24 protein-coding genes are annotated in these 25,638 nt (G+C 70.4%); 16 read left to right on the forward strand and 8 right to left on the reverse strand.

Annotated features, from left to right (window positions below):
• Positions 1–7: 7 nt before the first annotated feature.
• The 9 genes from FOH10_RS11765 (at position 8) to FOH10_RS11805 (ending at position 7,437) form a co-directional block, all read left to right on the forward strand.
• The gene (locus FOH10_RS11765) at positions 8–1,198 is read left to right on the forward strand and encodes a thioredoxin family protein (RefSeq protein ID WP_186000801.1); all 1,191 of its coding nucleotides are present in this window, start codon (positions 8–10) and stop codon (positions 1,196–1,198) included.
• 103 nt (positions 1,199–1,301) lie between these two features.
• Positions 1,302–1,985, forward strand: a complete 684-nt coding sequence (locus FOH10_RS11770) for a hypothetical protein (RefSeq protein WP_143980731.1) — start codon at positions 1,302–1,304, stop codon at positions 1,983–1,985.
• A 192-nt stretch (positions 1,986–2,177) separates the two neighbouring features.
• Complete coding sequence (locus tag FOH10_RS11775) at positions 2,178–3,332, forward strand: DUF418 domain-containing protein (protein ID WP_221937954.1); 1,155 nt, start codon at positions 2,178–2,180, stop codon at positions 3,330–3,332.
• 181 nt (positions 3,333–3,513) lie between these two features.
• Positions 3,514–3,816, forward strand: coding sequence for a hypothetical protein (locus tag FOH10_RS11780; RefSeq protein ID WP_143980733.1), 303 nt, complete (start codon positions 3,514–3,516; stop codon positions 3,814–3,816).
• Positions 3,817–3,864: 48 nt separating this feature from the next.
• Positions 3,865–4,311, forward strand: coding sequence for a PaaI family thioesterase (locus FOH10_RS11785; protein WP_143980734.1), 447 nt, complete (start codon positions 3,865–3,867; stop codon positions 4,309–4,311).
• Between the two features lie 72 nt (positions 4,312–4,383).
• Positions 4,384–4,686 carry an urease subunit gamma gene (locus FOH10_RS11790; RefSeq protein WP_029930591.1) on the forward strand — a complete coding sequence of 101 codons (303 nt, stop codon included), beginning with the start codon at positions 4,384–4,386 and terminating at the stop codon, positions 4,684–4,686.
• Positions 4,687–4,688: 2 nt separating this feature from the next.
• Entirely contained in the window at positions 4,689–5,000 is a 312-nt protein-coding gene (locus FOH10_RS11795; protein WP_143984032.1) for an urease subunit beta, read from the forward strand.
• Positions 5,000–6,721 carry an urease subunit alpha gene (locus FOH10_RS11800; RefSeq protein WP_143980735.1) on the forward strand — a complete coding sequence of 574 codons (1,722 nt, stop codon included), beginning with the start codon at positions 5,000–5,002 and terminating at the stop codon, positions 6,719–6,721. Before FOH10_RS11795 ends, FOH10_RS11800 begins: the two co-directional genes overlap by 1 nt.
• A 47-nt stretch (positions 6,722–6,768) precedes the next feature.
• Complete coding sequence (locus tag FOH10_RS11805) at positions 6,769–7,437, forward strand: O-methyltransferase (RefSeq protein WP_143980736.1); 669 nt, start codon at positions 6,769–6,771, stop codon at positions 7,435–7,437.
• A 4-nt stretch (positions 7,438–7,441) separates the two neighbouring features.
• Here FOH10_RS11805 and FOH10_RS11810 read toward each other — a convergent pair whose 3' ends face one another.
• Together FOH10_RS11810 and FOH10_RS11815 are read right to left on the reverse strand one after the other, a co-directional pair.
• Positions 7,442–7,852, reverse strand: coding sequence for a YchJ family protein (locus FOH10_RS11810; protein WP_143980737.1), 411 nt, complete (start codon positions 7,850–7,852; stop codon positions 7,442–7,444).
• 393 nt (positions 7,853–8,245) lie between these two features.
• Positions 8,246–8,911, reverse strand: coding sequence for a TetR/AcrR family transcriptional regulator (locus tag FOH10_RS11815; RefSeq protein WP_143980738.1), 666 nt, complete (start codon positions 8,909–8,911; stop codon positions 8,246–8,248).
• Between the two features lie 118 nt (positions 8,912–9,029).
• Here FOH10_RS11815 and FOH10_RS11820 point away from each other — a divergent pair, with 118 nt between their 5' ends.
• Complete coding sequence (locus FOH10_RS11820) at positions 9,030–10,535, forward strand: MFS transporter (protein ID WP_143980739.1); 1,506 nt, start codon at positions 9,030–9,032, stop codon at positions 10,533–10,535.
• A 40-nt stretch (positions 10,536–10,575) separates the two neighbouring features.
• Here the strand turns inward: FOH10_RS11820 and FOH10_RS35560 are convergent, their stop codons facing one another.
• The gene (locus FOH10_RS35560) at positions 10,576–11,280 is read right to left on the reverse strand and encodes a hypothetical protein (RefSeq protein WP_244961905.1); all 705 of its coding nucleotides are present in this window, start codon (positions 11,278–11,280) and stop codon (positions 10,576–10,578) included.
• 87 nt (positions 11,281–11,367) lie between these two features.
• Between FOH10_RS35560 and FOH10_RS35565 the strand changes: the two genes are divergently transcribed.
• From FOH10_RS35565 to FOH10_RS11840, 4 genes are all read left to right on the forward strand, one after another.
• A complete protein-coding gene (locus FOH10_RS35565) occupies positions 11,368–12,240 on the forward strand; it encodes an SDR family NAD(P)-dependent oxidoreductase (RefSeq protein WP_425326139.1) in 873 nt (290 codons plus the stop codon).
• A 310-nt stretch (positions 12,241–12,550) separates the two neighbouring features.
• Positions 12,551–13,183, forward strand: a complete 633-nt coding sequence (locus FOH10_RS11830) for an urease accessory protein UreF (RefSeq protein ID WP_143980741.1) — start codon at positions 12,551–12,553, stop codon at positions 13,181–13,183.
• 44 nt (positions 13,184–13,227) lie between these two features.
• On the forward strand, positions 13,228–13,941 hold the full coding sequence (gene ureG, locus FOH10_RS11835; protein WP_029930580.1) for an urease accessory protein UreG: 714 nt from the start codon (positions 13,228–13,230) through the stop codon (positions 13,939–13,941).
• A gap of 449 nt (positions 13,942–14,390) precedes the next feature.
• Complete coding sequence (locus tag FOH10_RS11840; protein ID WP_143980742.1) at positions 14,391–15,098, forward strand: urease accessory protein UreD; 708 nt, start codon at positions 14,391–14,393, stop codon at positions 15,096–15,098.
• 283 nt (positions 15,099–15,381) lie between these two features.
• On the opposite strand, the gene FOH10_RS11845 is transcribed toward FOH10_RS11840, so the two are convergent.
• From FOH10_RS11845 to FOH10_RS11855, 3 genes are all read right to left on the reverse strand, one after another.
• Complete coding sequence (locus FOH10_RS11845) at positions 15,382–16,158, reverse strand: hypothetical protein (protein WP_063821488.1); 777 nt, start codon at positions 16,156–16,158, stop codon at positions 15,382–15,384.
• A gap of 183 nt (positions 16,159–16,341) precedes the next feature.
• Entirely contained in the window at positions 16,342–17,169 is an 828-nt protein-coding gene (locus tag FOH10_RS11850; RefSeq protein WP_221937955.1) for a hypothetical protein, read from the reverse strand.
• 228 nt (positions 17,170–17,397) lie between these two features.
• A complete protein-coding gene (locus tag FOH10_RS11855) occupies positions 17,398–18,843 on the reverse strand; it encodes an NAD(P)/FAD-dependent oxidoreductase (protein WP_143980744.1) in 1,446 nt (481 codons plus the stop codon).
• A 160-nt stretch (positions 18,844–19,003) separates the two neighbouring features.
• Between FOH10_RS11855 and FOH10_RS11860 the strand changes: the two genes are divergently transcribed.
• Positions 19,004–20,482: a cytochrome P450 gene (locus FOH10_RS11860; protein WP_143980745.1), complete on the forward strand. Its 1,479-nt coding sequence runs from the start codon at positions 19,004–19,006 to the stop codon at positions 20,480–20,482.
• Between the two features lie 24 nt (positions 20,483–20,506).
• Here the strand turns inward: FOH10_RS11860 and FOH10_RS11865 are convergent, their stop codons facing one another.
• Complete coding sequence (locus FOH10_RS11865; protein WP_411157794.1) at positions 20,507–21,412, reverse strand: serine hydrolase; 906 nt, start codon at positions 21,410–21,412, stop codon at positions 20,507–20,509.
• A gap of 98 nt (positions 21,413–21,510) precedes the next feature.
• Positions 21,511–21,717 (reverse strand): hypothetical protein, encoded by a 207-nt coding sequence (locus FOH10_RS11870; protein WP_029930573.1) that lies wholly within the window; start codon positions 21,715–21,717, stop codon positions 21,511–21,513.
• Positions 21,718–21,917: 200 nt separating this feature from the next.
• Between FOH10_RS11870 and recC the strand changes: the two genes are divergently transcribed.
• Positions 21,918–25,436 carry an exodeoxyribonuclease V subunit gamma gene (gene recC, locus FOH10_RS11875; RefSeq protein ID WP_143980746.1) on the forward strand — a complete coding sequence of 1,173 codons (3,519 nt, stop codon included), beginning with the start codon at positions 21,918–21,920 and terminating at the stop codon, positions 25,434–25,436.
• The last annotated feature ends 202 nt before the right edge of the window (positions 25,437–25,638 follow it).

Here is a 25,638-nt window from a genome sequence, read left to right on the forward strand (position 1 = left end):
GCGACGAATGCGATTCCCGGAACTCGGGCTGCCCGGGGGCATCGAATGTGTCATCGCCGACGAGGAAACCGGTGAGCCGCTCGATCGCTACGACATCACCGGCCGCGGCACCGTGGACATCCCCGACAACGCGCTGTTGATCTTCACCGCCGACCGCTGCCGCCCCACCGATCTGGCCCGGGTGAGCCGCGACGCCTTCGCGACCATGCTGCTGACCGGCGTCGACGACGAACTGCTCGGCGTGGTCGCGACCATGACCGATATCTACCACCTGAGCCTGTGTGGGGAGTTCACCGATGCGGGAATGCGAGCGCTGGACTGGACCACGGACATGTTCGCCCTGGAGCTGGATTCGCCGCACATCGGTCCCGACCTCCGCCTGCCCGGTGCCTCCGTCTCCGTGATCGAGATTCGCGGTGACCGGATCGACGACGGTGTCTTCGACGCGGTCGCCGCGAAGAATCCCTTCACGGTCGACATCGCCGGTCCGGCGCTCACCGGTGCCCGGCTGGCCGCGCTGGCCGCGGCTCCGGAGCTGGAGGAGGTTCGAATCACCGGCCGCGCGCTGCGGGCAGAACACCTCGCCGGACTGGCCGAGACCGGTGTGACCGCACTGTATGTCAAGCCCGAGCGGATCGACGCGGACTGGATCGACGCGCTGCTCGGCGTACCCCAGCTGCGCTCGATCGAACTGGAGCAGTTCGATCCCGCACCGCTGTCGCCGCGGGATCTCGGCCGCCTGCTAGCCGCGGGCCGCCAGGTCAACGGCATTCGCGCCGGGGCCGCGGAACTGGCGGCGACGGCGGCGGAGCTGGCCGTCGCCGAGGATGTCGGCGGGGCGGAGGCGCCCGAGTCGTCCGGCCTCGCCGGTCTGCGGTCGATCACCGACGCGGCCGAGTTCGACGCCGTCCTCGCCGAGGGGGTGCCGGTGCTGGTGCAACTGACCGCGACCTGGTGCGGGCCGTGCAGGCACCTGAAGCCCATCCTCGAACGGGTCGTGGCGGGATTCTCCGGGCGGGTCACCGGTGTGGTGGTCGATATCGACCGATCGCCGTGGGCCGAGCGTTTCGACTCGCGCAGCGTGCCCACGGTCATCGCCTTCGCCGGTGGCCGGGAGGTGCTGCGGTTCGTGGGTGTCCGCTCGGAACGGGACATCACGGCCCTGCTCGGGGCCGCCGTCGAGCTCGACCGTTCCTGATGTCGCCGCGGCCGATCGGCACGCGATATGTGTTGCAATAATCACCCAGAATGTCCCAAATTTGCATTGCCGATCGCGTTGCAATTTTGGAACAATTAATTCCGTGAGTGAAACGCAGAGAAAACGACAGCGCCAATCCGCCCTCCTGTCCGCCGTCGCGGTCACCGGCATGCTGGCCGGACACGGGCTCGTCGCGGGTGTGGCGGCCGCCGATCCGGCCTCGGGATCGTGTCCCGGCGCGGCCGCGGGCTGTGAACAGCGCGCCGACGGCACCGACCGTGGCAAGCCCGGGCAGGAGGCGAACGGGGGCGAGGCCCGTGGCGTCGACAAGGACGGCCCGGACCGGAACGGCCTCGACAAGAACGGTCGGGACAGCGACGGCTACGACAAGAACGGCCGGGACAAGGACGGCTACGACCGGGACGGCTACAACCGGCACGGTGTCGACCGCTACGGATACGACCGCAAGGGGTTCGATGGCAGGGGGCTCGATCGCCAGGGCTTCGACCGGCAGGGTTTCGATCGGCAGGGCTACGGCAGGGATGGCTACAACCGGGCCGGAGTGGATCGACACGGTAAGCCGCGGCCCGGCCCGCGCACCACTCCCCGCCCGGCGCCGCGCCCCGCCCCGCAGTCCGCGCCCAGTCCGACGCAGCCGCCCGCGCAACCGCCGACACCGTTGCCGGAGTATGCGGAATCCTTCCTCCGCTCTCTGCCCGAACCGATCGGGCATGCGGTGCGCCCCCTGGTGGTCTGGGCCTTCCAGGTCCTCCCACTGCCGCGGTGACCACCGCTCCGGCCGTCGCCGACGGTCCGGGGCAGTGCCCGACCGTATGACGAAAGGACAGTGAACTCGGATGAACAACCAAGTGGCCGCGCCGAATTGGCGTCGTCGGGCCGTGATCGCCGCCGTCGTGGCCGCCATCGTGCTGAGCCCGCTGGCGATGTTCTTCCTGCTCTTCGCCAGCTGGTGACGATCGTGGGTAAAGCCGTGCCGATCGCGTCGTACCCGCGGCGCCTACCCGCACTCGACGTGCTCCGGGGAATCGCCATTCTCGGGACTTTCGCCAGTAACATCTGGCTGTTCACCGCGGCCGCGATCGTCGCGGGTGGGCGCGGGTGCTCGGGGTGGTGGACGTCGTTTTGGCAGTGGCTGCCCAACGGAAAGTTTCTCGGCCTGCTGACCATCATGTTCGGCATCGGATTGGAGATCCAGCGGCAGACCGCCGTGCGCGCGGGCAAGCCCTGGCCGGGTAAGTACCCGATTCGTGCGGCGCTGCTGTTCGCCGACGGCGCGTTGAACTACATCTTCGTGGTCACCTTCGACGTGCTGCGCATCTACGCGGTGATCGGGCTGGTGATCGCCTACCTGCTACTGGCTCGGGAACGGGTGCGGTGGTGGTTGACCGTCGGCTTTCTGGCCGTCCACTGCGCGCTGCTGCCGATCGTCGCGTCGATGCGGGCCGCCGATGTGCGCATCCCACGCGAAGGCGAGATGACCGGTCTGCGGCCCGGCGGCCCGGTCGGCGCGGGCTATTGGGAAACGGTCGCCGTGAGCTTCGAGAACTTCGGGCCGGGTTTCGGATTGCATTCGGAGTTCCCCTTGGTCCTGTTCCTGGGTCTCGGACTGTTCCTCCTCGGCGCGAACCTCTACCGGATGGGGATCTTCGGCCCGGAGCGTCGCGCACTGCGCTACGCGATCATGCTGTTCGGGTTCGGCATCGCGCTGCCCATCGACTTCCTGATCGGCATCACCTCGATGGTTCCCCCGCAGCTGGCCGTGTTCGGTCGCTACGGTTCGGCGGCCGGGGTGGCGCTGGCACTGCTCGCCCTGGTAGCGGAGTACTTCGTGCGAAGGGAGCGGCCGGGCCCGGTGGGGCGGCCACTCTCGTGCGTCGGTCGAATGGCGTTGAGCTGCTACCTGTTACAGAACATTCTCGGCGTCATCGCCAGCCGTACGGTGCTGACCCGTCCGGAGGTGGCGGTGCTGGATCCGCTGTTGCTCACCGGGGCGGCCTTCCTCGGCGTATCGGCGGTGCTGATCGCTTTCGCCTGTCTCTGGCTGCGGTTCTTCCCGCGCGGCCCGTTCGAGCTGCTCTGGACCTGGTCGTACCGCAAGCTCGCCCGCGAATGACACCGATGTCGACGAGAGGACTTGATTTGTTAGGTAAGCCTGACCTACACTCGTAACCGGCGTTAGGGTCGAGCGAGTGTCCTGAGGGCTGCAGTGACCCCCGACCTAACACCGCGGCGGGTTCTCGATGATGGTCGTCACCGGGAACCCGCCGCTTCGTCTGTGTGCCTACGGCATCGAGATGAACCTGGCTCAGATCGGTCCGCTGCGTCCCGGCCCCCGCACCGAAATCGCCGGCCTCTACCTGGCCGGGGCCAGTCTCGGCTGGGGTCCGGGCGTGGAGGGCGTCATGCTCTCCGGCGTCGGCGTCGGCGCGGCCGGTGCGGTGCTGGATCGCGACCTGTTCGCCGACATCCGCGCGGGAGCCGTCTTCGGCAATACGGATCAGCTGCCCGATCGGGGGAGCGACTGGGACCCGCTGGCCGTCGCCACCGATACGGTGCTGCGCGGCAAGAAGGCTCGCCCGCGGCGGTCGCGCCCGTGATCGGCCCCCGGTGCCGCCCCGGCGGCGGCGAGGTGCCAGGGTGAGGGCATGACGCAGCAAGATTTCTCGTCGGTGCAGTCCATGGCGGATGTGACGCCCGAGTTGATGAACCGGTTCAGCGAGGGCACTTTCACCGATCTCATCGGGCTGAAGTTCACCGAGTTGACCGGGGATCGGGTGAGCGCGGAGTGGGTGGTGACGCCGCAGCAGTTCCAGCCCGCCGGGATCGTGAACGGCGGCGTGTACTGCACCGTCATCGAAACCCTCGCCAGTGTGGCCGCGAGCGTGTGGCTGGGGGAGAAGGGGACCGTGGTCGGGGTCAACAACAACACCGACTTCCTGCGGGCGGTGCGCGAGGGGACGCTGCGCGGGGTCGCGACGCCGATCCACCGGGGGCGGTCGCAGCAACTGTGGGTCGTGGTGATCACCGATGAGCAGGAGCGGACGGTGGCGCGCGGGCAGGTGCGGTTGCAGAATCTCGCCGCGCGGGACTGACGAAACATCCGGGTAATACGGGGCGTGTCAGAATGACCGACGATCCGCCCACGACCTCGGTGAGGAGCCCGAATGCGACTGTCGCCGCATGAGCAGGAACGCCTGCTGCTGAGTTACGCGGCCGAGTTGGCCCGCAGGCGACAGGCGCGCGGACTCAAGCTCAACCATCCGGAGGCGGTCGCGCTCATCACCGACCATGTGCTCGAGGGCGCGCGGGACGGGCGCAGCGTGGCCGAACTCATGGCGTCCGGGCGCACCGTGCTCACCCGCGACGACGTCATGGCGGGAGTGCCGGAGATGATCCACGACGTGCAGGTGGAGGCCACCTTCCCGGATGGCACCAAGCTCGTCACCGTCCACCACCCGATCGGATGACGATGATTCCCGGCGAATACCACTGTGCCGAGGGCACGATCGAGATCAACCCGGGTGCCGACCGCATCGAGGTGGATGTGGTCAATACCGGCGACCGGCCGGTGCAGGTCGGATCGCATGTGCACTTCCCGCAGGCGAACGCGGCCCTGGAATTCGACCGCGCGGCCGCGCACGGCCGCCGCCTCGACATCCCCGCCGGCACCGCGGTGCGCTTCGAACCCGGCCTGGGCCAGCGGGTTTCGCTGGTGCCGCTGGGCGGGACCCGTGAGGTGCACGGAATCAGTCTCACCCCACCCGGAAAGCTGGATGCCTGATGACCGAACTGTCCCGCGCCCGCTACGCCGAACTGTTCGGACCCACCGTCGGCGACCGCATCCGCCTCGCCGATACCGATCTGTTCATCGAGATCACCGAGGACCGCAGCGGCGGACCGGGACTCGCCGGTGACGAGGCGGTCTTCGGCGGCGGCAAGGTGCTGCGCGAATCCATGGGCCAGGCCCGCGCCACCCGCGCCGAGGGCACCCCGGACACCGTCATCACCGGCGCGGTGATCGTCGACCACTGGGGAATCATCAAGGCCGATATCGGGATTCGCGACGGCCGCATCTGTGGCATCGGCAAGGCGGGCAATCCCGACACCATGAGCGGGGTGCATCCCGATCTGGTGGTGGGTCCGTCCACCGAGATCATCGCGGGCAACGGCCGCATCGTCACCGCGGGCGCCATCGACTGCCATGTGCACTTCATCTGCCCGCAGCTGCTGGACGAGGCCATGGCCAGCGGCATCACCACCATGGTGGGCGGCGGCACCGGCCCCGCCGAGGGCTCCAAGGCCACCACCGTCACCCCGGGCGCGTGGCATCTGGGCCGCATGCTGGAGGCCACCGACTCCTGGCCGGTGAACATCCTGCTGCTGGGCAAGGGCAATACCGTGCGCGCCGAGGCCATGTGGGAGCAATTGCGCGGCGGCGCGGGCGGTTTCAAACTGCACGAGGACTGGGGGACCACCCCGGCCGCCATCGACGCCTGCCTGACCGTGGCCGACGCCTCCGGCGTGCAGGTGGCGTTGCACTCGGACACGCTCAACGAGGCCGGATTCGTGGAGGACACCCTCGCCGCCATCGGCGGGCGGGCCATCCACTCGTATCACACCGAGGGGGCGGGCGGCGGGCACGCGCCCGACATCATCACGGTCGCCTCCTATCTCAATGTGCTGCCGTCCTCGACCAATCCGACCCGGCCGCACACGGTCAACACCCTCGACGAACACCTCGACATGTTGATGGTGTGCCATCACCTGAGCCCGTCGATTCCGGAGGATCTGGCCTTCGCGGAGAGCCGGATCCGGCCCTCCACCATCGCCGCCGAGGATCTGCTGCACGATCTGGGCGCGATCTCCATGATCGGCAGCGACGCGCAGGCCATGGGCCGCATCGGCGAGGTGGTGATGCGCACCTGGCAGACCGCGCACGTCATGAAGAAGCGGCGCGGCGCGCTGCCCGGCGACGGCGCCGCCGACAACAACCGGGTGCGGCGCTATATCGCGAAGTACACCATCTGTCCGGCGGTCACGCACGGCCTCGATCACGAGATCGGTTCGGTGGAGGTGGGCAAGCTGGCCGATCTGGTGCTGTGGGAGCCCGCCTTCTTCGGTGTGCGCCCGCACGCCGTGCTCAAGGGCGGGGCCATCGCCTGGGCCGCCATGGGTGACGCGAATGCCTCCATTCCGACCCCGCAGCCGGTGCTGCCGCGCCCCATGTTCGGCGCGTCGCCGACCGTGGCGGCGGGCACCTCGCTGCACTTCGTATCGGAGGCCGCGATCGAGGACGGTCTCGCGGACCGGCTGCGGGTGAACCGCAGGCTGGTGCCGGTCGCGAATGTGCGCCGCCGCACCAAGGCGGATCTGCCCAACAACGACGCCATGCCGCGCATCGAGGTCGATCCGGACACGTTCACGGTGCGTATCGACGGCGAGGTGTGGGCGGAGGATCCGGCCGTCGAGCTGCCGATGGCCCAGCGCTACTTCCTGTTCTAGCGTTCTCGGCGCAGCGCCGGACCGCGTTCCGGTGGCAGACTACGGACATGAGCGCAGACTGGACGGACGTCGATCGCTACCTCGTGGACACCCTGGTGGGAGACCGGGACGCGGATGTGCTGGCGGCCAATGCGGCCGCCGGGCTCCCACCCATCGACGTCTCGCCGCCGCAGGGTGCGTTCCTGCGCCTGACCGCGCTGTCCACGGGCGCGCGGCGGGTGCTGGAGATCGGGACGCTCGGCGGATACAGCACGATTCAGCTGGCGCGGGCGGTCGGCAAGTCCGGGCAGGTGGTCACCTTCGAATACGATCCGGAGCATGCGCGGGTGGCGCGGGAGAATCTGGACCGCGCGGGTGTGGGGGACCGGGTCGACATCCGGGTCGGCGCGGCCCTCGACAACCTGCCCGTGCTGGCCGACGAGCGGCCCGAAGCCTTCGATCTGGTGTTCATCGACGCCGACAAGGTCAACAACGCCAACTATGTGCGCTGGGCGCTGCGGCTGACCCGGCCGGGCGCGGTGATCATGGTCGACAATGTGGTGCGCGACGGTGGGGTGGCGGACGGGGATTCGGCCGATCCCGCTATTCGCGCCAGTCGCGAGGTGATCGAATTCTGCGCCGCCGAACCGCGCCTGGACGCCACCGTGCTCCAGACCGTCGGCAGCAAGGGCTGGGACGGATTCATCTACGCGGTCGTGCTCGACGCCCAGGGCTGACGATTCACGGCGTGATATCGCCGTCCACGTAGACCCATTCCCCGTCGTCGCGGCGGAAACGGCTGTGCTCGTGCAGCGTTCCCGCCCGCCCGTGGGCGCGATAGTGCGCCCGGAATTCGACGGTGCCCGCGGTGTGGAACGGCCCGCCGCCGGTGCTGCCCACGATCTCCAGAGCCTCCCAGCGCATCCCGGGTTCGAATTCCACGGTGGCCGGGCGGGTTTCGGGAGCCCAACTGCGCAGTAGATACGCCTCGTCGCCCACCGCGAAGGCGCTGAACCGCGATCGCATCAGCGCCTCCGCCGTCGCCGCCCGCCCCTCACCCCGGTGCAGCGGGCCGCAGCACTGCGCGTAGGGCGCGGACGAACCACACGGACATGCGACGGGTCCGGCGGCGGACTTCCGACGTTTCGACATGCCCCTATTCTCCGTACCGCGCTGTCGGCCGCCGACCGGGGTGACGCGTGGTCGGCGATCCGTGCCCGGAGCGGCCTCACCGTCCCCGAGCGCGCAATCCGGATGGGGGTCCGGCCGCTCTCGGCGGCGGGCGCTGCTACTGGTTCGGGCTCGGAACCGGCCGCCGAATCGGACGGCGGCTGATGGCCCGGCTCGTCGTGAGTGGCGGCCGGTGCCTCGGCGCGCGGGGTGCGTAGCGGCATGCCGTGCTCTCGTGCATTCGGTGCAAATGCGACACATCGTGCGGATCTCTCGGTGCCGGTTCGGATCGCGTGTGGCAACGCGACATGCCCGGCGGCCTGCGCGCGGCGGGTGCGTGCGGGGTGTGATCGGTCGGGTGGTGGCGGTGAGAACTCAGCGGTGGGCGGTGGCGAAGCCGTCGCAGAGCGCGGTGAGTCCGGCGTCGAGCATCAGCACCGGATCGAGCAGGTCGGTCGCGCCGGTGCCGTGCAATGCGGCCAGGCCCGGCGGTGTCTCCCAACGCGGGGTGCCGTCCAGCAGGGCGGCCAGGCCGGACTTCTGGTCCGGGTCGGTCTCCTTGCTCGCCAGCAGATTCGAACTCACCTGCTGGAGTGCGACACCGGCGATGTAGCTCCAGACCGACAGCGACATGCGGGTGGCCTCGCGGGTGTCGACGTCGAGTTCGCGAAATCCCTCGACCAGCCAGGACAGGCAGGTGAGGCTGTGCGGTCCGAAGTTGTAGCGCGGGACGGCGAAGGTGAACAGCACCCACGGATGCTCCTGGTAGAGCCGCCAGTCCACCTCGGCGGCGATGCGCACCCGGTCTCGCCACGTCCAGTCCTGCCCGGTCGGATCGGGGTACGGATTGCGCCGCGCCACCTCGTCGGTCATATCCGAGAGCAGCACATCCTTGTTGGGGATGTGCCGGTACAGCGACATCGCGCCCGCTCCCAGGTGATCGGCGATGCGCCGCATCGAGAGCGCCTCCAGTCCGGACTTGTCGGCCAGCGTGATGGCGGTGTCGACAATGGCGGCTCGCGTCAGCTTGGCCTCGGTCATGGGATAACTCGCTTTCCTTTCCCCTACCGGCGTGCGTACACTGTACCCCGGCTCTCGCGTACGCCGTACGCACGCACTCCGTGAACGACTCCACGCAGCAAGCACCGAAGGATAGGGAATGACCGGGACTCTCGCGCACTCGAACACGCCGCGACGCACGTCCGCGCCCCCGCGAGCCTGGCTCGGGCTGGGCGTGCTCATCCTGCCGGTGCTGCTGGTGTCGATGGATATGTCGGTGCTGTACCTGGCCATGCCGACGCTCACCGCGCATATGGACCCCTCGGCGACCGAACAGCTGTGGATCCTCGACATCTACGGCTTCATGATCGCGGGCCTGCTCATCACCATGGGCAATCTCGGCGACCGCATCGGGCGGCGCAATATCCTCCTGGTCGGCGCGGCCATCTTCGGCATCGCCTCGGCCGTGGCCGCTTTCGCGCCCAGCGCCGAGGTGCTCATCGCGGCGCGGGCGCTCATGGGCATCGGCGGCGCCACCCTGCTGCCTTCCAGCCTGGCGCTCATCTCCAGTCTGTTCACCAGTGCCCGGGATCGCGCCACCGCCATCGGCGTGTGGACGGCGTTCTTCGCGGGCGGTTCGGCGGTGGGGCCGATCATCGGTGGCGTGCTGCTGCACCACTTCTGGTGGGGTTCGGTCTTCCTGATCAATGCTCCGGTGGTGCTGGTGCTGCTCGTCTTCGGGCCCATCCTGCTGCCCGAGCACCGCTCGGCCGGGCGCGGACCGCTGGATCTGCCCAGCGTCGCGCTGTCCATCGGCGGCATTCTGCCGCTGATCTACGCGGTCAAGCATATGGCCGCCGAGGGTGTCGACGCCGAGGCGGTGATCGCGGGCGCGGTCGGCGTCCTGGTGCTGACGGTCTTCATCCGCCGCCAGCGCACCCTGGCCGAACCACTGCTGGATCTCGGACTGTTCCGGCGCGGACTGTTCGCGGTCGCCATCGGCTCCAGCACCGTCGGCATGCTGGCACTGGCCGGTATGAGCTATCTGACCAGCATGTACCTGCAATCGGTCACCGGGCGCGACGCCCTGCAGGCGGCGCTGCTGGGCATCCCGATGGCCGTGGTGGTGTTCACCACCTCCATGACCGGCGGACAGATCGGCCGCTGGCTGGGCGTGCGCACCACCTTCGTGCTCAGTTCGAGCGCGGCGGCGCTGGGCAATCTCATGCTGTTCGGCGTCGGGGTGGACGGCGGCGTCGGCTGGTACATCGCGGGCACCGTGGTGGCCGGCCTGGGTCTGGGCACCATGTTCACGCTGGTGTCGGAGGTGGCGGTGTCGTCGGTGCCGCCGGAGCGGGCCGGATCGGCGGTCGGCATCTCGGAGACCAGCTTCGAACTCGGCAACGGTCTGGGGTTGGCGCTGCTGGGTTCGCTGGCTGCGCTGGTGTTCCGCAACGGCGGCGATTTCGCTCCCACCCTGGGGGAGACCATCACCCGCGCCGGTGACGATGCCGCCCTCATCCATGCGGCGCGCGAGGCGTTCGTCGACGGCATGCACGTCGCCACCACCACGGGTGCGGTGCTGCTCATCGCCATGGCGCTGGTCGCTGCCTTCGCCAAGACCCGCGACGTGGAACTGTCCGAGCCCGGGACCGCCGCACACTGATCAGCGGCCGAAGGCGGCCCGTATGGTTCGGCGAGCCGGTTCAGCGGCCGAATACAGCCCGCATGATATCGGCGAGCCAGCGCCGCGCCGGTCGCACGGTGGTGCGGTCGATCCAGGCGGCCGGCCGCACCACCAGCAGCCGCCAGGTGGCGGCCAGCCCCGCGCCGATCGGCCGCAGCGTCGTGCGGTGGACGAAGCGGCACGGGTCCACGATCAGCACGCGCACGAGCGATGCCGTCGCGCGCCAGGCATAGCCGAGCACGGTGCGCACTCCTCGCCACAGCGGGGCGAGGATCCAGCGCCACAGTCCCATGGCGGGGGCGATGATCAGATACCGCACGGCGTAGGTGACCACTACCGCGACCGCCACGCCGATCGGCCGGAGTACGAAGCGCCACAGCGCGTTCCAGATCGGATCCAGGATCACGCGCAGTATCCAGTTCCCGGCCGGAGCCAGGCCACGCCACCACAGGAAGGCCAGCGCACGCCCGACGGGCCGCAGCAGGAAGTCGCGCACCACGGCGGCGATCGGCAGCGCTATTCGATCTCGGAGGAATCGGCCCAGCGGGAACAGGACCGCGGTGAACAACCGTTCGACGGCCACGTCGATCGCTCGGGCGAGCAGCTTCAGCCCCTCCCATACCAGTCGGAACGGGAGCAGCACCACGATCGCGATACCGCGCGCGATCCACTGCGCGGGCGAGACCGAGTGGGTCCGCCGGGCGTCCATCCGACCGCCAGCCATGTCCTTCTCCTGTCCCCGGGGCGCGCGAGTAAGCGTATTCGGCGGCAACGGCAGCGAACCAGCGCGTACCGCAATACATTCGATGTCGTGAACGAGACCGCGCCCACCGGCAATGGCCGCCCGCTCTCGGAACGGGTGGCGACCCGCCTGCTGTACCCGACCTCGCGCCCACGCGAGAAATCGCTGCGCGAGGCGGTCGAGGGTCGCATCGTGCTGATCACCGGGGCCTCGCACGGCATCGGCAAGGCGAGTGCGCGCAAACTCGCGGCGGCCGGGGCGACGGTGCTGCTGGTGGCGCGCACCGCGGCGGATCTGGAGCGGGTGGCCGACGATATCCGCGCGGCGGGCGGGACGGCGTTCACCTACCCCACCGACCTCACCGATATGGACGCGGTGCAGCGGCTGGGGGTGGGACTGCTCGCCGAGCACGGGCATATCGACGTGGTGATCAACAATGCGGGCAAGTCCATTCGCCGGCCGATCCACAAGTCCTACGACCGGTTCCACGATTTCACCCGGACCATGGACATCAACTATCTGGGGCCGGTGCGGCTGCTGCTCACCCTGCTGCCGGATATGCGGGAGCGCCGCAGCGGCCATATCGTCAATATCTCCACCTGGGGACTGCGGGTGCCGCCCGCCCCGCAGTGGTCGGCCTACTACGCCTCCAAGGCCGCGTTCGACAGCTGGTTGCGTTCGGTCGCAACGGAAGTCGCCGCCGACAAGGTCACCACGACCACCATCTACATGCCGCTCGTGCACACCCGGATGAGCGCCCCGACCGACTTCTCCGGCGTCCCCGGCCTCACCGCCGACGAGGCCGCCGACCTGGTCTGCCACGCCGTCACGGCCCGGCCGTACGAGATCACGCCCTGGTGGTCCGGCCCCGTGCAGGCGTGGAGCGATCTCGCGCGCGGGCCCGCGCACCGGTTCATGGCCCGCAGCTTCCGCCGCCGGTGACGGCCGGCCGGGATGGCCGGGCCGAGGATGGGCGGGCGGCGCTGGTCGGGCCGGGATGACCGGGCCGGGGGTGCACGGGCAGCGCTGGCCGGGCTGGGTGGTCGGGCAGCGGTAGTTGGGTCGCGCTGGTCGAGGGCAGCGACGGTCGGACCCCGGGTGGTCGGGCAAAGGTAGTTGGGTCGCGGTGGTCGAGGGCAGCGATAGTCGGGCCGGGGTGGCCGGACAGCGCTGGTCGGGCCGGGATGGGCGGGCCGGGACGTGCCCGGTGGTTGGCCTAGGATCGGGCCATGGGTACTCCGGAGCGGCGGTCATGAGCCTCGCGATACTGCTGAACCTGGCGGACTCGCGGTTGCCGATCGGCGGGCACGTGCACTCCGGCGGGGTGGAGGAGGCCGTGAGTTCCGGCATGGTGCGCGACGTGCCGTCGGTGGAGCTGTACCTGCGCCGCCGGATTCGCACCTCCGGGCTGGTGGCGGCATCGCTGGCCGCCGCAGTGTGCGCCGGAACCCTGGAACCCGCCCGCGCCGAGGCCGAGGCCGATGCGCGCACCCCCTCTCCGGCGGCCCGCGCCGCTTCCCGGGCGCAGGGGCGGGGACTGCTGCGCTTGGCGAAACAGGTGTGGCCGCAGGCCGATTGGCGTGAGCTCGGCACCCGGCCGCATCTGTCCACCGTCTTCGGCGTCGTCGCCCGGGTGTGCGGGGCGGGGCCGGAGGAGATCGCCGGTGTGGTCGTCTACACCACCATGACCGGGGCCGCGACCGCCGCGCAGCGGCTGCTGGCCCTGGACCCGGCGGCGGTGGCGGCCTGCACGGTGCGGCTCGCCGAGGTGTGCGACCGCACCGCCCGCGAGGCCGTCGACACCCTGGCCGCGCTGTCCGATCCGCTCCAGGATGTGCTGGCCGAGCGCCACCTGGAACGGGATATGCCGCTGTTCGCCTCCTGAGCCGGGTAACACCGGGTTTACACGCGTCGGTAAGGATGGGTTCCATGCCACCTCATTTCATCGACGGAGAACCGCACGATCACGGCCACGACCGCCCCCGGCGGGAGCGCACGCCCGGGGAGCCGGTGCGGATCGGGATCGGCGGACCGGTGGGGTCGGGGAAGACGGCGCTGGTGGCGGCCCTGTGCCGCCAGCTGCGCGAGGAGCTGTCGCTGGCCGTGCTGACCAACGACATCTACACCACCGAGGACGCGGACTTCCTGCGGCGGCACGCGGTGCTGCCGGACGAGCGGATCACCGCGGTGCAGACGGGCGGCTGCCCGCACACCGCCATCCGCGACGACATCACCGCCAACCTGGACGCCATCGACGATCTCATCGAGGCCAATCCGCCGCTGGATCTGATCCTGGTGGAGTCGGGCGGCGACAATCTGACCGCCACCTTCTCCTCCGGACTCATCGACGCGCAGATCTTCGTGGTCGACGTGGCCGGCGGCGACAAGGTACCGCGCAAGGGCGGACCCGGCGTGACCTACTCCGACCTGCTGGTCATCAACAAGACCGACCTCGCGCCCATGGTCGGCGCGGATCTGTCGGTGATGGACCGCGATTCCACGAAGGTCCGCGAGGGCCGCCCGTTCGTGTTCACCTCCCTCACCGAGGACCCGGCCGCCACCCCGGTCCTGAACTGGGTGCGCGAACAGCTCCGCCTGGCCGCGGAACAGGATGCGGCAGCCGGTGCCTCCCACGCACACTGACGCGCGGCGGATGAACGGAGTGTCCGCGCGGCATGCCGTTCGACCCCGATCCGCATCGGTGCGCTCGGCGGTGAGGATGCCGGCAGGCAGGGCGATGCGGGGGCACGCACGCGCCGCGGTGGAGTCGGGTGGTGCCGGTCGCGTTTCCGGGCTCGGCGGCCAGGGGCGGGCGTCGAATCCGGCCCGGCCGCCAATGAGCGCGTGGGGCGGGACCGCCGTGCCCGGGCGGACGGCGGTGGAAGCGAACGGAACGGGCGCCCGCCGCTGCGTACCCGAGGGCGTCGGGGGTGCGCTCCGCTGTATGTGTGCATACGCGGCGTGCTCACGGGTGCTCGTCGGGCCGGGCGGCGTGTGCCCGCTATCGTTCGCTGGGCGGGCGGGAGTAGGCGCGCTGTTGTCAGCCAGTCGGAGTCGTGGGTGCGGACGAGTGGGTGCGGGGCGGGTGTGCCGTGCGGACTGAGGTGCGGATCGTCGCGGTCGCGGGGCGGTTGCCGACAATCGAGGCGATAGGGGGATTGGCCGGGCGGCGGACCGGGGTCGATACCGTGCATCTGATCGGTACGGCCGCCACGCCGCTGGGCGGGGACGAACTCGATATCGCCATCGTGGTGGGGGAGGGGGCGCGGTTGGCGGTGCGGTCGGTGGCGGCGACCATCGCGCTGCCCGGGCGGGGGACGCGGAAGTCGGTGGCGCGCTGGCATTTCGAGGTCGCGGCCGGAGGCGAGCTGGATGTCGATCCGGAGCCCACGGTGGTGGCGGGTGGGGCCGAGCATGTGACGACGACGACGGTGCGGTTGGCGGAAGGGGCGCGGCTGCGGCTGCGCGAGCGGGTGCGGATCGGTCGGACCGGGGAGGATCACGGCTACTGGAGCGGTGAGCTGCACGCCGATATCGGCGAGCTGCCGCTCTTGCGGCATCGCCTGGATCTGGGCGCGGACGCGGTGACCGACGACGCGCTGTCGGGTCCGCGCGCGCTGGAGAGCGTACTCAGCTACCCGGATGACCGCACGGTGCACACCACCGGTCTCGAAGCCGCACTGCTACCCCTGGCCGCAGGCGGAACTCTCTACACCCGAACGGGTTCCACGCTCGTCACGGCACCTCCGCCCGGCATCGTCGAGCGGACGGCGAGTCGGACGGCGACCGCGATCGGGTGACCTCGCCCGGGCGCCCGGCATGCGCGACCGCGGTGCTTCCGCGTGACGGCGCACGTGCCGGCGGTTCGGTCAGGGGCGCATGGCTCCGAAGTAGCCGTCGATGGAGAGCAGGGCGAACAGCCAGTCGGCGCCGACGCGCAGGGGCTGGGCTCGGAACATGGTCGCTCCCTTCGGAGTCGGAGACCCGGGTTCGGATATCCCGGGTTCGGAGAGATCCCGGGTGCGACGGGAACCGGACCTCACCCCCGGTTCCCGCCGCATCCGGCACTGCTGGGCGGCTGTATCAGTCGCCGACGACGCGCGGTGGGGCGTTGAACGAGTTCACCGCTCCGACCACGGCACCGGCCGCCGCACCGACCGCCGCGGCGGGCACGGTGATGACCGCGGCGCCCGCGGCCGCACCGAGCACCGGTCCGGCGACCAGCCCGACGGGGACGAAGGCCAGGCCGGTGACCAGGCCGACCGCACCGCCGACGGCCGCGGAGGTGAGTGCGAACGGGGCCGCGGTGGCGGCTCCGGCGAGCGCGCCCACGGCGGCCGTGCCGATCGTCTGACCGGCGATCCGGTCGGACCGGCTGCGCTCCATGCCGATGGAGTCGAGGAAGGTGGCGAGATTGGCCTCGACCTGCGCGGCATTGTCGTTGATCTGGATCGCCTGTTCCTTGTCGATCCAGTTCGGCGCGTCGACCACCACGTCGCCGAACCGGAACTTGCCGGGCGGCGGGGCGATCGGCGGCACCGGTGCCACCGGGACGGGCGGATGCAGCACGCCGACGGGAGCCAGGTAGCTCTTGTCGGGAGCCGGCCGCGACCACTGGATCGAGCTGTGGGTCTCGTCGGGGATGTTCAGACCCTCGTACGGCGCGACATTGGGCGCCTCGGCCGGCGGCCACTGCTGCGGCGCGTCGTCGTGATGCGCCACCGGAGCGGGCTCGACCGGTGCGGCATTGGCCTGGCCGGAACCGACGATCGCGAGGACTAGCGGAACCGCGCCCGCCGCCACCACATTGCCGACTCGATTGCGATGCGGGTTGAGGGCTCTGTGCTTGCCTGCGGCCATAGACGACCTTTCATCGGGGAACAATCGACGCCCCACATTCGGACCCGGCGGTCACCTGGATGGGTCGCGGAATCGGACGACTTCGAGATCGATTGCGTTGCTGAAAGATTGCCCGATCGCGGACTCGGATGATGTCGAAGGCCGAACCCCTGCTACGGGATTCGGCCTCCGGACAAATCGGCCTTACTGCGCCGTTGCCGACTCCGTCGGTGCCGCGGCCGGAACCTCGGTCGCCGGAGCCAGATAGCCATTGGCCGCGCCGACGGCCGCACCGACCGCCGCACCCGCCGCGGCCGCGGGGACCGCGACCAGGGTGACGCCCGCGGTCGCGCCCACGGCCGGACCCACCACCCAGCCCGCCGGAGCGAACGGCGTGCCGACCATGGCCCCGATGAAACCGCCCATGACGAGGGCGGCGGCCTCGGCCGGGGCCGCCACGCCCACTCCCACGGCCGCGCCGACGGCAGCGGTGCCGATGGTCTGCGCGGCGATGCGATCGGACCGGCTCGGCTCGAACCCGGCCGAGTCCAGGGTGCGGGCCAGTTCCGCCTCGGCGGTGGCCGACAGCGTATTGACCTGGTCGGCCTGTTCGGGTGACAGCCACCCGGGCACGTCGACCTGCGTATCGCCGAACCGCAGCTTCCCCTCGGGCGCGGCGATGGGCGCGACCGCCGGCGCACTGGCCGGATCGGGCATGCGCAGCTGCTCCGGGTCGACGGCCGCGAGCGATCCGCCGGGAATGTCGCGCACGCCGACGGGGGAGTTGCGGCTCACCCGGGTGGTGGGCGCGTCGGCGACCGGCTGGGTGCCGTCCGACATCGCTTCCGTGGCTTCGGTTCCCGCGGCCGGGGTGGATGTCGACGCGGTGGCCGCGGCGGTGGTGTCGAGCCAGCCGCGCACGCCGTCGGCGAGTTCCGGCGGGATCGGCACCGTCAGCGGACCCAGCGGGGAGTGCAGCACCATATCGGTCTGCGGGATCTCCTCGGTGGCCGTGGCGGGCGGGACGGACATGTCCTCCGGATGTATCGGTTCGGCCGAGGCCGTGCCCGCGAGTGCGACGCTGAACGGAAGCGCCCCGACGACGGCGAGTGAACTCAGCCGCCGCCGGGGCGAAAGACGATCAACCTGTTGGCGTTTGCCCATGAATGACCTTTCTCACGAATGTTCACGGCTTTCGAACATTCGGATCCGGTCCATGTGCCGGATTGGTCCGGGCGTACCCCCGGTCGACGTTAGGGGTTACCCCACTCTGCGGTCGCTCGACGGCGTGGTCGGTTCGTTCGCTACGGATTTGCCGTTACCCGTGGACGTTTCACCGTCGAAGGGCCGGACCGCATCGCGCGCGTCCACATCCCCGGCGTTGATCGCCTCCAGGGCCAGCCGCGCGAACACCCACTGCTCGGTGGCGGCCATCTGGCCGCGGTGACGGCCGAGGAAGGAGACGAACCATTCGAAGACGGTGACGAACCGGCTGCGGAAGCCGACCAGGTACCACAGGTGCAGGCCCAGCCAGGCCAGCCAGGCGATGAAGCCGCCGAATTCCAGCTTGCCCACCTGGCATACCGCGCTGAAGCGCGAGATGGTGGCCATGGAGCCCTTGTCGAAGTACTTGAACGGCTTGCGCTGCTCGGGCGTTTCGCCCTTGAGTCCGGCCTTGATGGCCTTGGCCGCGTAGGTACCGCCCTGGATCGCGCCCTGTGCCTGGCCGGGCACGCCCGGCACGGCCATGAGGTCGCCGACCACGAAGACGTTCGGGTGCCCCTTGACGGTCAGGTCCGGTTCCACGATCACGCGGCCCGCCCGGTCCACCTCGGTGCCGTCGGAGCGCTCGGCGAGCTGGCGGCCCAGCGCGCTGGCCTGCACACCGGCCGACCAGACCTTGCAGGCGGATTCGATGCGGCGCTCGGTGCCGTCGGCGTCCTTGATGGTGACGCCGCGCGCGTCCACATCGGTGACCATGGCGTTGAGCTGGATCTCCACGCCCATCCGGGCGAGCCGCCGGTGCGCCTTGCCGCCGAGGTTGGGGCCCATGGGCTTGAGCACCGCGTCGGCGCCCTCGACCAGGATCACCCGGGCGTCGCGGGGATCGATATTGCGGAAGGTGCCCTCGAGGGTGCGGTCGGCGAGTTCGGCGATCTGCCCGGCCAATTCGACGCCGGTGGGTCCCGCGCCGACCACCACGAAGGTCATGAACCGGTCGCGCATCTCCTGGGTGGGCGCGAGTTCGGCCTCCTCGAAGCTGCCCAGGATGCGGGCGCGCAGTTCGAGGGCGTCGTCGATGGTCTTCATACCGGGCGCGTAGGTGGCGAAGTGGTCGTTGCCGAAATACGACTGCTGTGCGCCGGTGGCCACGATGAGGCTGTCGAACGGGGTCTGATGGTCCTGGTTGAGCAGCCGTGAGGTGACGATATTGTTCTCGAGGTCGATATCGTGGACGTCGCCCATGACGACCTGCACGTTCTTCTGCTTGCGCAGCACCATGCGGGTGGCGGGGGCGATCTCGCCGACCGAGAGGATGCCGGTGGCCACCTGGTACAGCAGCGGCTGGAACAGGTGGGTGGAGGTCTTGGAGATGAGGGTGATGTCGACGTCGGCGTTCTTCAGGTGCTTGCAGGCGAACAAGCCACCGAACCCGGACCCGATCACCGCCACGCGGTGGCGCTTCACTACAGAATCGGTGCTCATCTAGTCCTGCTCCCTGGAGAAGACGGTATTGCTACGACACATCACGCCCAACGGTAGTACGGCGTGAGCTGAGTCGACCAATCAGGACGCATCGGGAAAACGACCGACATCGCTACTGCCTCGAAAATACAATATGGGCAGTCGCTCAGGGAGGAATGCCATGGTCGCTGTGGCCGGTCGTGTCAGCGCCGAGGCGGAGAACCTGTCCCTGCTCGAGATTCCCGATACCGCGGTGGTCGATCGGCTGCTGCGCCGCCTGCCCGAGCGAGCGCGGGAGCTCGCCGCACCGCCCCCGGACAGCGGGCTGCGGGCGGTGCGCGGCGATGCCGGGCTGCCGTATCTGGGGCGGAGTCTGCAGTACCTGCGCTGGGGTCCGGCCGAGATGATGGGTCGCTATCGCAAGTACGGACCGGTCTCGTTCAACAATGCGCTGGGCGCACGCCGGGTTCTGGTGGCCGGACCCGAGGCCATCGACGAGGTGCTGGGCCGACGCCGCCAGGACTTCGGCTCCGGCTGGGACTGGTTCATCGGCCCGTTCTTCCACCGCGGACTGCTGCTGCTCTCCTTCGACGAGCACATGTTCCACCGCCGCATCATGCAGCAGGCGTTCACCCGCGACCGGTTGCAGGAGCATCTGACCGAACTGACCGCGGTCGTGGACGCCGCCGTCGCCCGCTGGGCGCCCGCCGGGGAACGGCGGGTGCCGCTGTACCCGGCCTTCAAGGAGCTCACCCTGCGCATCGCCACCGATGTGTTCATGGCGGTCGATTCCGGCGCCGAACGCGAACGGCTGGGCCGGGCGTTCTTGCGCTGCACTCACGCGGCCCTGGCCCTGCTGCGCTTCCCGGTGCCGGGCGGCAACTGGTATGCGGGGCTGCGCGGTCGAAAGGTGCTGGAGGAGTACTTCACCCGCATGATCCCCGCCAAGCGGCGCGCACCGGGACCGGACTTCTTCTCCGCGCTGTGCCGGGCCCGCACCGAGGACGGCGCGGTGTTCAGTGACGCGGACGTGGTGAACCATATGATCTTCCTGATCATGGCGGCCCACGACACCACCACGACCACCGTCACGGCGACCGCCTACTACCTGGGTCGGCATCCGGAGTGGCAGCGCCGGGTGCGCGCCGAAGCCCTGGCCCTGCACGCCGAACTCGACGGCGCCCCGCCCACCATCGCCGATCTGGACCGGCTGCGAGACCTCGATCTGGTGATCCGTGAGAGTCTGCGACTGCTGCCGCCGGTGCCCGGCCTGGTGCGGCGCGCCGCCCGCGACACCGAGATCGCCGGGCATTTCGTCCCGGCCGGCACCCAGGTGGACATCGCCCACGGTGTGAATCACCTGCTGCCCGAGTTCTGGACGCGCCCCGAACTTTTCGATCCGGGGCGGTTCGCCGAACACCGGCGGGAGGATCGCGCGCACCGGCTGGCCTGGCTGCCCTTCGGCGCGGGTGCGCACAAGTGCATCGGCATGCACTTCGGGGTCATGGAGGTGAAGACCATCATCGCGGCGCTGGCCCGCGACTACGAGTGGACGGTCCCCGGCGACTACCTCATGCCGTGGGGTTTCTCCACCATCCCGTTCCCGCGCGACGATGCGCCGACGCTGCTGCGCCGCCGCTCCGGCCCGGGTGCGGACTGAGGGAGCGGCGGCACGGGGGTCGGATCAGCCGCGGCCCTTGAACAGGATCTCCGCGACGCGGGTGGTGGTCTCCGCGCCCTCGGCGTACCCGCCCGCACCGCCGAGCGAGTTCATGATCGCCAGGGTGTAGCGCTCGTCCGGTCCGGCGAAGCCGACCGAGTTGACCACCCAGCCGCCCTGCTCCTGCGACCAGCCGTTCTTCAGGCCCGGGCGCATGGCCGCGCCCGCACCCCACACCCCCCAGTGCTGGTTGGTGTCCACCCGGCGCATGCGGTCGACGAGATAGTTCCGGTCGTCGGGATGCATACCGGTCAGCACGCTGTCCATCAGCCGGTCGAGATCGGACGGGGTGCACTGCTGGAAGCCCCAGTCGGGGAAGAGCTTGGTTTGCGCCATGGAGCTGGTGGGCGGCATCGGCACCAGCCCGCCCATACCGTTGGCGCGGAAGGCGTTCTGGAAGGCCATGCGGTCCACGCCCGCGTACTTGTTCCAGAGGATGTCGGCGGCGGTGTCGTTGGAGGTTGCCAGCATGGATTCCAGCAGGCCGCGATCACCGGCGTCGAGAGCGATCGCGCCGACCCGGGCGCGGTTGAGCAGATCCTCGGCCATCGCCAGCTTGATGGTGGAGGCCGTCCAGAACATGGTCTCGGCGTTGGCGTTTCGGTAGATGCCGCCGGTAACCCGGTCGCGCACCACGTATCCGACCAGTCCCGGGCGGCCCTGGAGGTAGTCGTCCACCCGCGCGATGCGGCTGGACATATCGCAGTCGAAGCCGGCCATGCACTGCGCGGCGGCCGTCGGTAAGGACGGTCCCATCCCATCCGGCAGCAGTGCGGGCGCGGTGGGGATCAGGGCGGCGGCGGTGAGGACGGCGGCGGAGGCGGCCACACGGTTGCGCCGAGGCTTCGGAGAACGCACGGTGGACCACAATAGACAGTGAAGTGTCCGCTCTGCACGTCTTGCGGACAATTCGTGCGGGAGCTGGCGAAATACGTCTGCCCGCAGTGGCTTTCGCATGCCCGCCGCGATCAGCGGAACGCGGCCTCGAGCTCCTCGACGCTGCGGCCGTTGAGGCGGTAGCAGTGTTCGAACGCCTCGGAGTGGCGCTCGCGCGGCCAGGTGTGCAGGACGATGCCGCGGCCGTAGTGGCGCGAGTTGATCAACTCCCAGCGGTCGCCGACGCGACGAACCGTGAACCCGCTTCTGGGCACCAGGGGAATCACCGTGGCGGACATCGACGCGAACCAGCCTTTCCGTACCTACTGCGCTACTGCCTACCTCCCCGAAAAGCCCTCCCCGCAAAGCACTGTCGCACACCGATTGCCGAATCCCGTGTGACGCGCCCGAGCAAATCCGCGGCGTGTGGCGCGTGTCACCGTAAGGCGCGCGGCACCCGGTGTTTGCATCCGGTTCGCCGACTGTATAAACACAGCTCGTGCACATTCACCGGGCCGAGCGAGCGGACACGCTCGTCGACGCGCTCGCCCAGCTGCTGGCCAGACCCCTTGACGACCCCTTCGCCGCCGAGGTCGTCGCGGTACCGGCCAAGGGGATCGAGCGCTGGGTGATCCAGCGGCTGGCCACGGTGCTCGGCAGTGCGACCGGCGGTGACGGCATCGCCGCGAATATCGAATTCCCGGATCCGGCGAGCCTGGTGGGCGCGGTGCTGGCGGAGGCGACCGGGCTGACCCCCGATACGGACCCGTGGGCTCCCGAACGACTGGTGTGGACGCTGCTGCCGGTGCTGGACGCGGTGCTGGCGGAACCGTGGTGCGGTGTGCTGTCGCGGCATCTCGGCCGGGGCGATGCCGCCGGGCACAAGGTGGGGCGGCGCTACGCCACCGCCGCGCGGATCGCGGACCTGTTCGACGGCTACGGCACCCAGCGCCCCGGCATGATCACCGCGTGGGCGGACGGGCTCGACACCGACGGCACCGGGCGCGAGCTGCCGGAGGATCTGCGCTGGCAGCCGCGCCTGTGGCGGACGCTGCGGGAAGCCGTGGGAGTGCCGAGCCCGGCCGAGCGATTGTCCGCCGCATGCGCACACCTGCGGGCGGAGCCCGGGGTGGTGTCGCTGCCACGGCGGATCTCACTGTTCGGCGTGACGCGACTGACCACCGACCAGCTCGAGGTGCTGTCGGCACTGTCCGCGGGGCGGGAGGTACACCTGTGGCTGGTGCACCCGAGTCCGACACTGTGGACGGAACTGGCGTCGAACGGTGCGGACACGCAGGCTGATTCGGCAGACCGGTCGGGTTCCAATGCGGCGGGTGATACCTCCGCATCGGTGCGCGCGGTCTCCGATCGGGAGCGGGTGGACCGAGCGGACGGATCGTCACCTTCGAGCGAGATGCCAGATTCCCTTGTGCGGGTGCGGCATCCGCTGCTCGCCGCCCTCGGCCGCGACGTGCGCGAATTGCAGCAGCGCCTGCACGCCTACGACCACACCGACACCTACCACCCGCCCGCCGCGATATCGCCCGGTACAACCGCAGCGCCGGGCCGGGGCGAACGACCCGCCGCGCGGACGGCGGAGGCCGCGTCGGACACGCCGGACCTCCAGCGCACCCTGCTGTCCGCGTTGCAGGCCGCGATCCGGGAGGATCGGTGGCCGGTGGCGGTCGAACCCGAGCTGGCCGGGGACGGGACCGTCGGCGTGCACGCCTGCCACGGTCCGGCGCGGCAGGTGGAGGTGCTGCGGGACTGTCTGCTGCACATCTTCGCCGCGGATCACACGCTGCAACCGCGCGATGTGGTGGTCATGTGCCCGGACGTGGAAAGCTATGCGCCGCTGGTGCGGGCGGCCTTCGGGCAGTGGTCCCTCGACACCGCCGAAGCCGGGCATCCCGGGCACGCACTGCGGGTGCGGTTGGCCGATCGGGCGCAGCGGGCGGTGAATCCGCTGCTGGGCGTGATCGGGACACTGCTGGAGCTGGCCGACGGCCGGGTCACCGTCACCGAGGTGCTGGACCTCGCCGCGGCCGAACCGGTGCGGTTACGCTGCGGATTCGACGACGACGATCTGGAACGACTGCGGGAGTGGGCCGCCGAGACCGGGGCGCGCTGGGGTATCGGGCAGCGGCAGCGGCAGGCGTTCGGACTCGGCGATTTCGCGCAGAACACGCTCAATGCCGCCGTGGACCGCATTCTGCTCGGCGTGGCCGCGGGCGAATCCGGCGCCGACTGGCTGGATCTGGCGCTGCCGCTCGACGATGTCGACTCGGGTGACATCGATCTGGCGGGGCGCTTCGCGGAATTCGTGGACCGGCTCGCGGTCTGCCTGCGCGACCTGCGCGGCCCCACCCTGGCCGAACCGGCCGGAACCGCCCGCCCGGCCGGGGAGTGGGCCGCGGTCCTCGGCCGCGCGCTCGATCTGCTCACCGACGTGACCCGCGCTCAGGCGTGGACGGGCGTGCAGGCGCGGCGGGAACTCGCCGCCGCCCTCGAACACGCCGGGGACGTGCCGTTGCGCCTGCCCGATATCGCGGCGCTGCTGGCGACCCGGCTGGCGGGGCGGGCCTCGCGCGCCAACTTCCGCACCGGCGAGCTGACCGTGTGCACCATGGTGCCCATGCGGTCGGTGCCGCACCGGGTGGTGGTACTGCTCGGACTCGACGACGAGGTCTTCCCGCGCGCTGGCGGCATCGACGGCGACGATGTGCTGGCCCGGCACCGCTGCCCCGGCGACCGCGACCCGCGCAGCGAGGACCGGCAGTTGCTGCTGGACGCCATCATGGCGGCGGGGGAGCGACTCGTGCTGCTGCACACCGGATCCGATCCGGTCACCGGGGCGCACCGGCCGCCCGCCATCCCGCTCGCCGAGGTGCTCGACACCGTGCGCGCCCATGTCGGCCGTGCGGCCATGGCACGGATCGTGCGGCGGCATCCACTGCAACCCTTCGACGCCGCCAACTTCCGCGCCGACGACCCGTTCAGCTTCGATCCGGTGGCCCTCGCGGGCGCGGTGGCCGCGCGCCGGCCGCAGCGGTCGCGGCCGGTATTCCTCGCCGCCCCGCTGCCCTCCGCGGCGCCGGGCGATGTGGAGCTCACCGATCTGGTGGCCTTCGCCGAACATCCGGTGCGCGCCTTCCTGTGGCAGCGGCTCGGCATCCGCGTGCCCGAGGAGGAAGAGGAGATCGACGACCGGCTGCCGATCGCCCTGGACGGACTCACCAAATGGTCCATGGGCGAACGCATGCTGGCCGCGCGGCTCAACGGCGTGGAGGCCGATATGCTGCGCGCGGCCGAATGGCGGCGCGGCACCCTGCCGCCCGCGCGCATGGGCGCGGCGGTGCTCGACGATATCGAGGGCACCGTGGACCAGCTGGTGCGGGTGGCCCGCCCCATGCACGAGATCCCGGGCCGCACCATCGACGTGGCGGTGGACCTCGGGGACGGCCGCCGCCTCACCGGCACCGTCGCCGACGTGCACGACGACGCGCTGCTGCGCGCCACCTACTCGCGGCTCGCCCCCAAACACCGGCTCGCCGCCTGGGTGCGGCTGCTGGCCCTGGCCGCCAGCGGTTCGCATCAGAGCTGGCGCGCCCTCACCCTGGGCCGCGGCCAGTTCCGCAATCCGGTCTGGCAGTCCACCCTCACCGCCCCCGACGCCGCGACCGCCCGCGCCATCCTGCGCCAACTCGTGCACCTGCGCGACGCCGGACTCACCGAACCCCTGCCCATCGCCCCGTCGGCGACCGCCGTCTACGCCGACCGCCGCTGCAAGGGCGCGTCCGTGGACGACGCCACCCTCTCCGCGGAACAGGACTTCGACAGCGCGTACGGTGAACGCACCGACCGCTACCTCCGCCAGGTGTGGGGTCCGGCCCTGCGTTTCCCGGACCTGACCCGAGCCCCGGCCGAACACGGCGGCGACGAGCCGACACGCTTCGGCGAACTGGCCCGAATGCTGTGGAATCCGTTGCTCGCCAACGAGAATCAGGGGAGACCATGACGACGACCGCGAAGCACGGATGAGCGACGAACTCTTCTCCCTCACCGACACGGCGGCGGACCCGGCCACCCCGGCCCGCCGCCGCCCCCGCCCGCCCCGCGACCCGGAGCCCGCGAATACCGATACCGCCCTGGACGTGCTGGCCCTACCGCTCGACGACCTGCCCCGGGACCCCGCGCTCGGTGCGGACGACAGCGGTGGA

It is taken from the genome of Nocardia otitidiscaviarum (assembly GCF_007362295.1).
GTDB lineage: Bacteria > Actinomycetota > Actinomycetes > Mycobacteriales > Mycobacteriaceae > Nocardia > Nocardia otitidiscaviarum.

Excerpts from the sequence above, each read along its gene's own strand:
- FOH10_RS11765 (WP_186000801.1), top strand. The coding sequence starts at position 8 with ATGCGATTCCCGGAACTCGGGCTGCCCGGGGGCATCGAATGTGTCATC.
- FOH10_RS11780 (WP_143980733.1), top strand. The coding sequence starts at position 3,514 with ATGAACCTGGCTCAGATCGGTCCGCTGCGTCCCGGCCCCCGCACCGAA.
- FOH10_RS11785 (WP_143980734.1), top strand. The coding sequence starts at position 3,865 with ATGACGCAGCAAGATTTCTCGTCGGTGCAGTCCATGGCGGATGTGACG.
- FOH10_RS11790 (WP_029930591.1), top strand. The coding sequence starts at position 4,384 with ATGCGACTGTCGCCGCATGAGCAGGAACGCCTGCTGCTGAGTTACGCG.
- FOH10_RS11795 (WP_143984032.1), top strand. The coding sequence starts at position 4,689 with ATGATTCCCGGCGAATACCACTGTGCCGAGGGCACGATCGAGATCAAC.
- FOH10_RS11800 (WP_143980735.1), top strand. The coding sequence starts at position 5,000 with ATGACCGAACTGTCCCGCGCCCGCTACGCCGAACTGTTCGGACCCACC.
- FOH10_RS11805 (WP_143980736.1), top strand. The coding sequence starts at position 6,769 with ATGAGCGCAGACTGGACGGACGTCGATCGCTACCTCGTGGACACCCTG.
- FOH10_RS11810 (WP_143980737.1), bottom strand. The coding sequence starts at position 7,852 with ATGTCGAAACGTCGGAAGTCCGCCGCCGGACCCGTCGCATGTCCGTGT.
- FOH10_RS11815 (WP_143980738.1), bottom strand. The coding sequence starts at position 8,911 with ATGACCGAGGCCAAGCTGACGCGAGCCGCCATTGTCGACACCGCCATC.
- FOH10_RS11820 (WP_143980739.1), top strand. The coding sequence starts at position 9,030 with ATGACCGGGACTCTCGCGCACTCGAACACGCCGCGACGCACGTCCGCG.
- FOH10_RS35560 (WP_244961905.1), bottom strand. The coding sequence starts at position 11,280 with ATGGCTGGCGGTCGGATGGACGCCCGGCGGACCCACTCGGTCTCGCCC.
- FOH10_RS11830 (WP_143980741.1), top strand. The coding sequence starts at position 12,551 with ATGAGCCTCGCGATACTGCTGAACCTGGCGGACTCGCGGTTGCCGATC.
- ureG (WP_029930580.1), top strand. The coding sequence starts at position 13,228 with ATGCCACCTCATTTCATCGACGGAGAACCGCACGATCACGGCCACGAC.
- FOH10_RS11845 (WP_063821488.1), bottom strand. The coding sequence starts at position 16,158 with ATGGCCGCAGGCAAGCACAGAGCCCTCAACCCGCATCGCAATCGAGTC.
- FOH10_RS11850 (WP_221937955.1), bottom strand. The coding sequence starts at position 17,169 with ATGTCCGTCCCGCCCGCCACGGCCACCGAGGAGATCCCGCAGACCGAT.
- FOH10_RS11855 (WP_143980744.1), bottom strand. The coding sequence starts at position 18,843 with ATGAGCACCGATTCTGTAGTGAAGCGCCACCGCGTGGCGGTGATCGGG.
- FOH10_RS11860 (WP_143980745.1), top strand. The coding sequence starts at position 19,004 with ATGGTCGCTGTGGCCGGTCGTGTCAGCGCCGAGGCGGAGAACCTGTCC.
- FOH10_RS11870 (WP_029930573.1), bottom strand. The coding sequence starts at position 21,717 with ATGTCCGCCACGGTGATTCCCCTGGTGCCCAGAAGCGGGTTCACGGTT.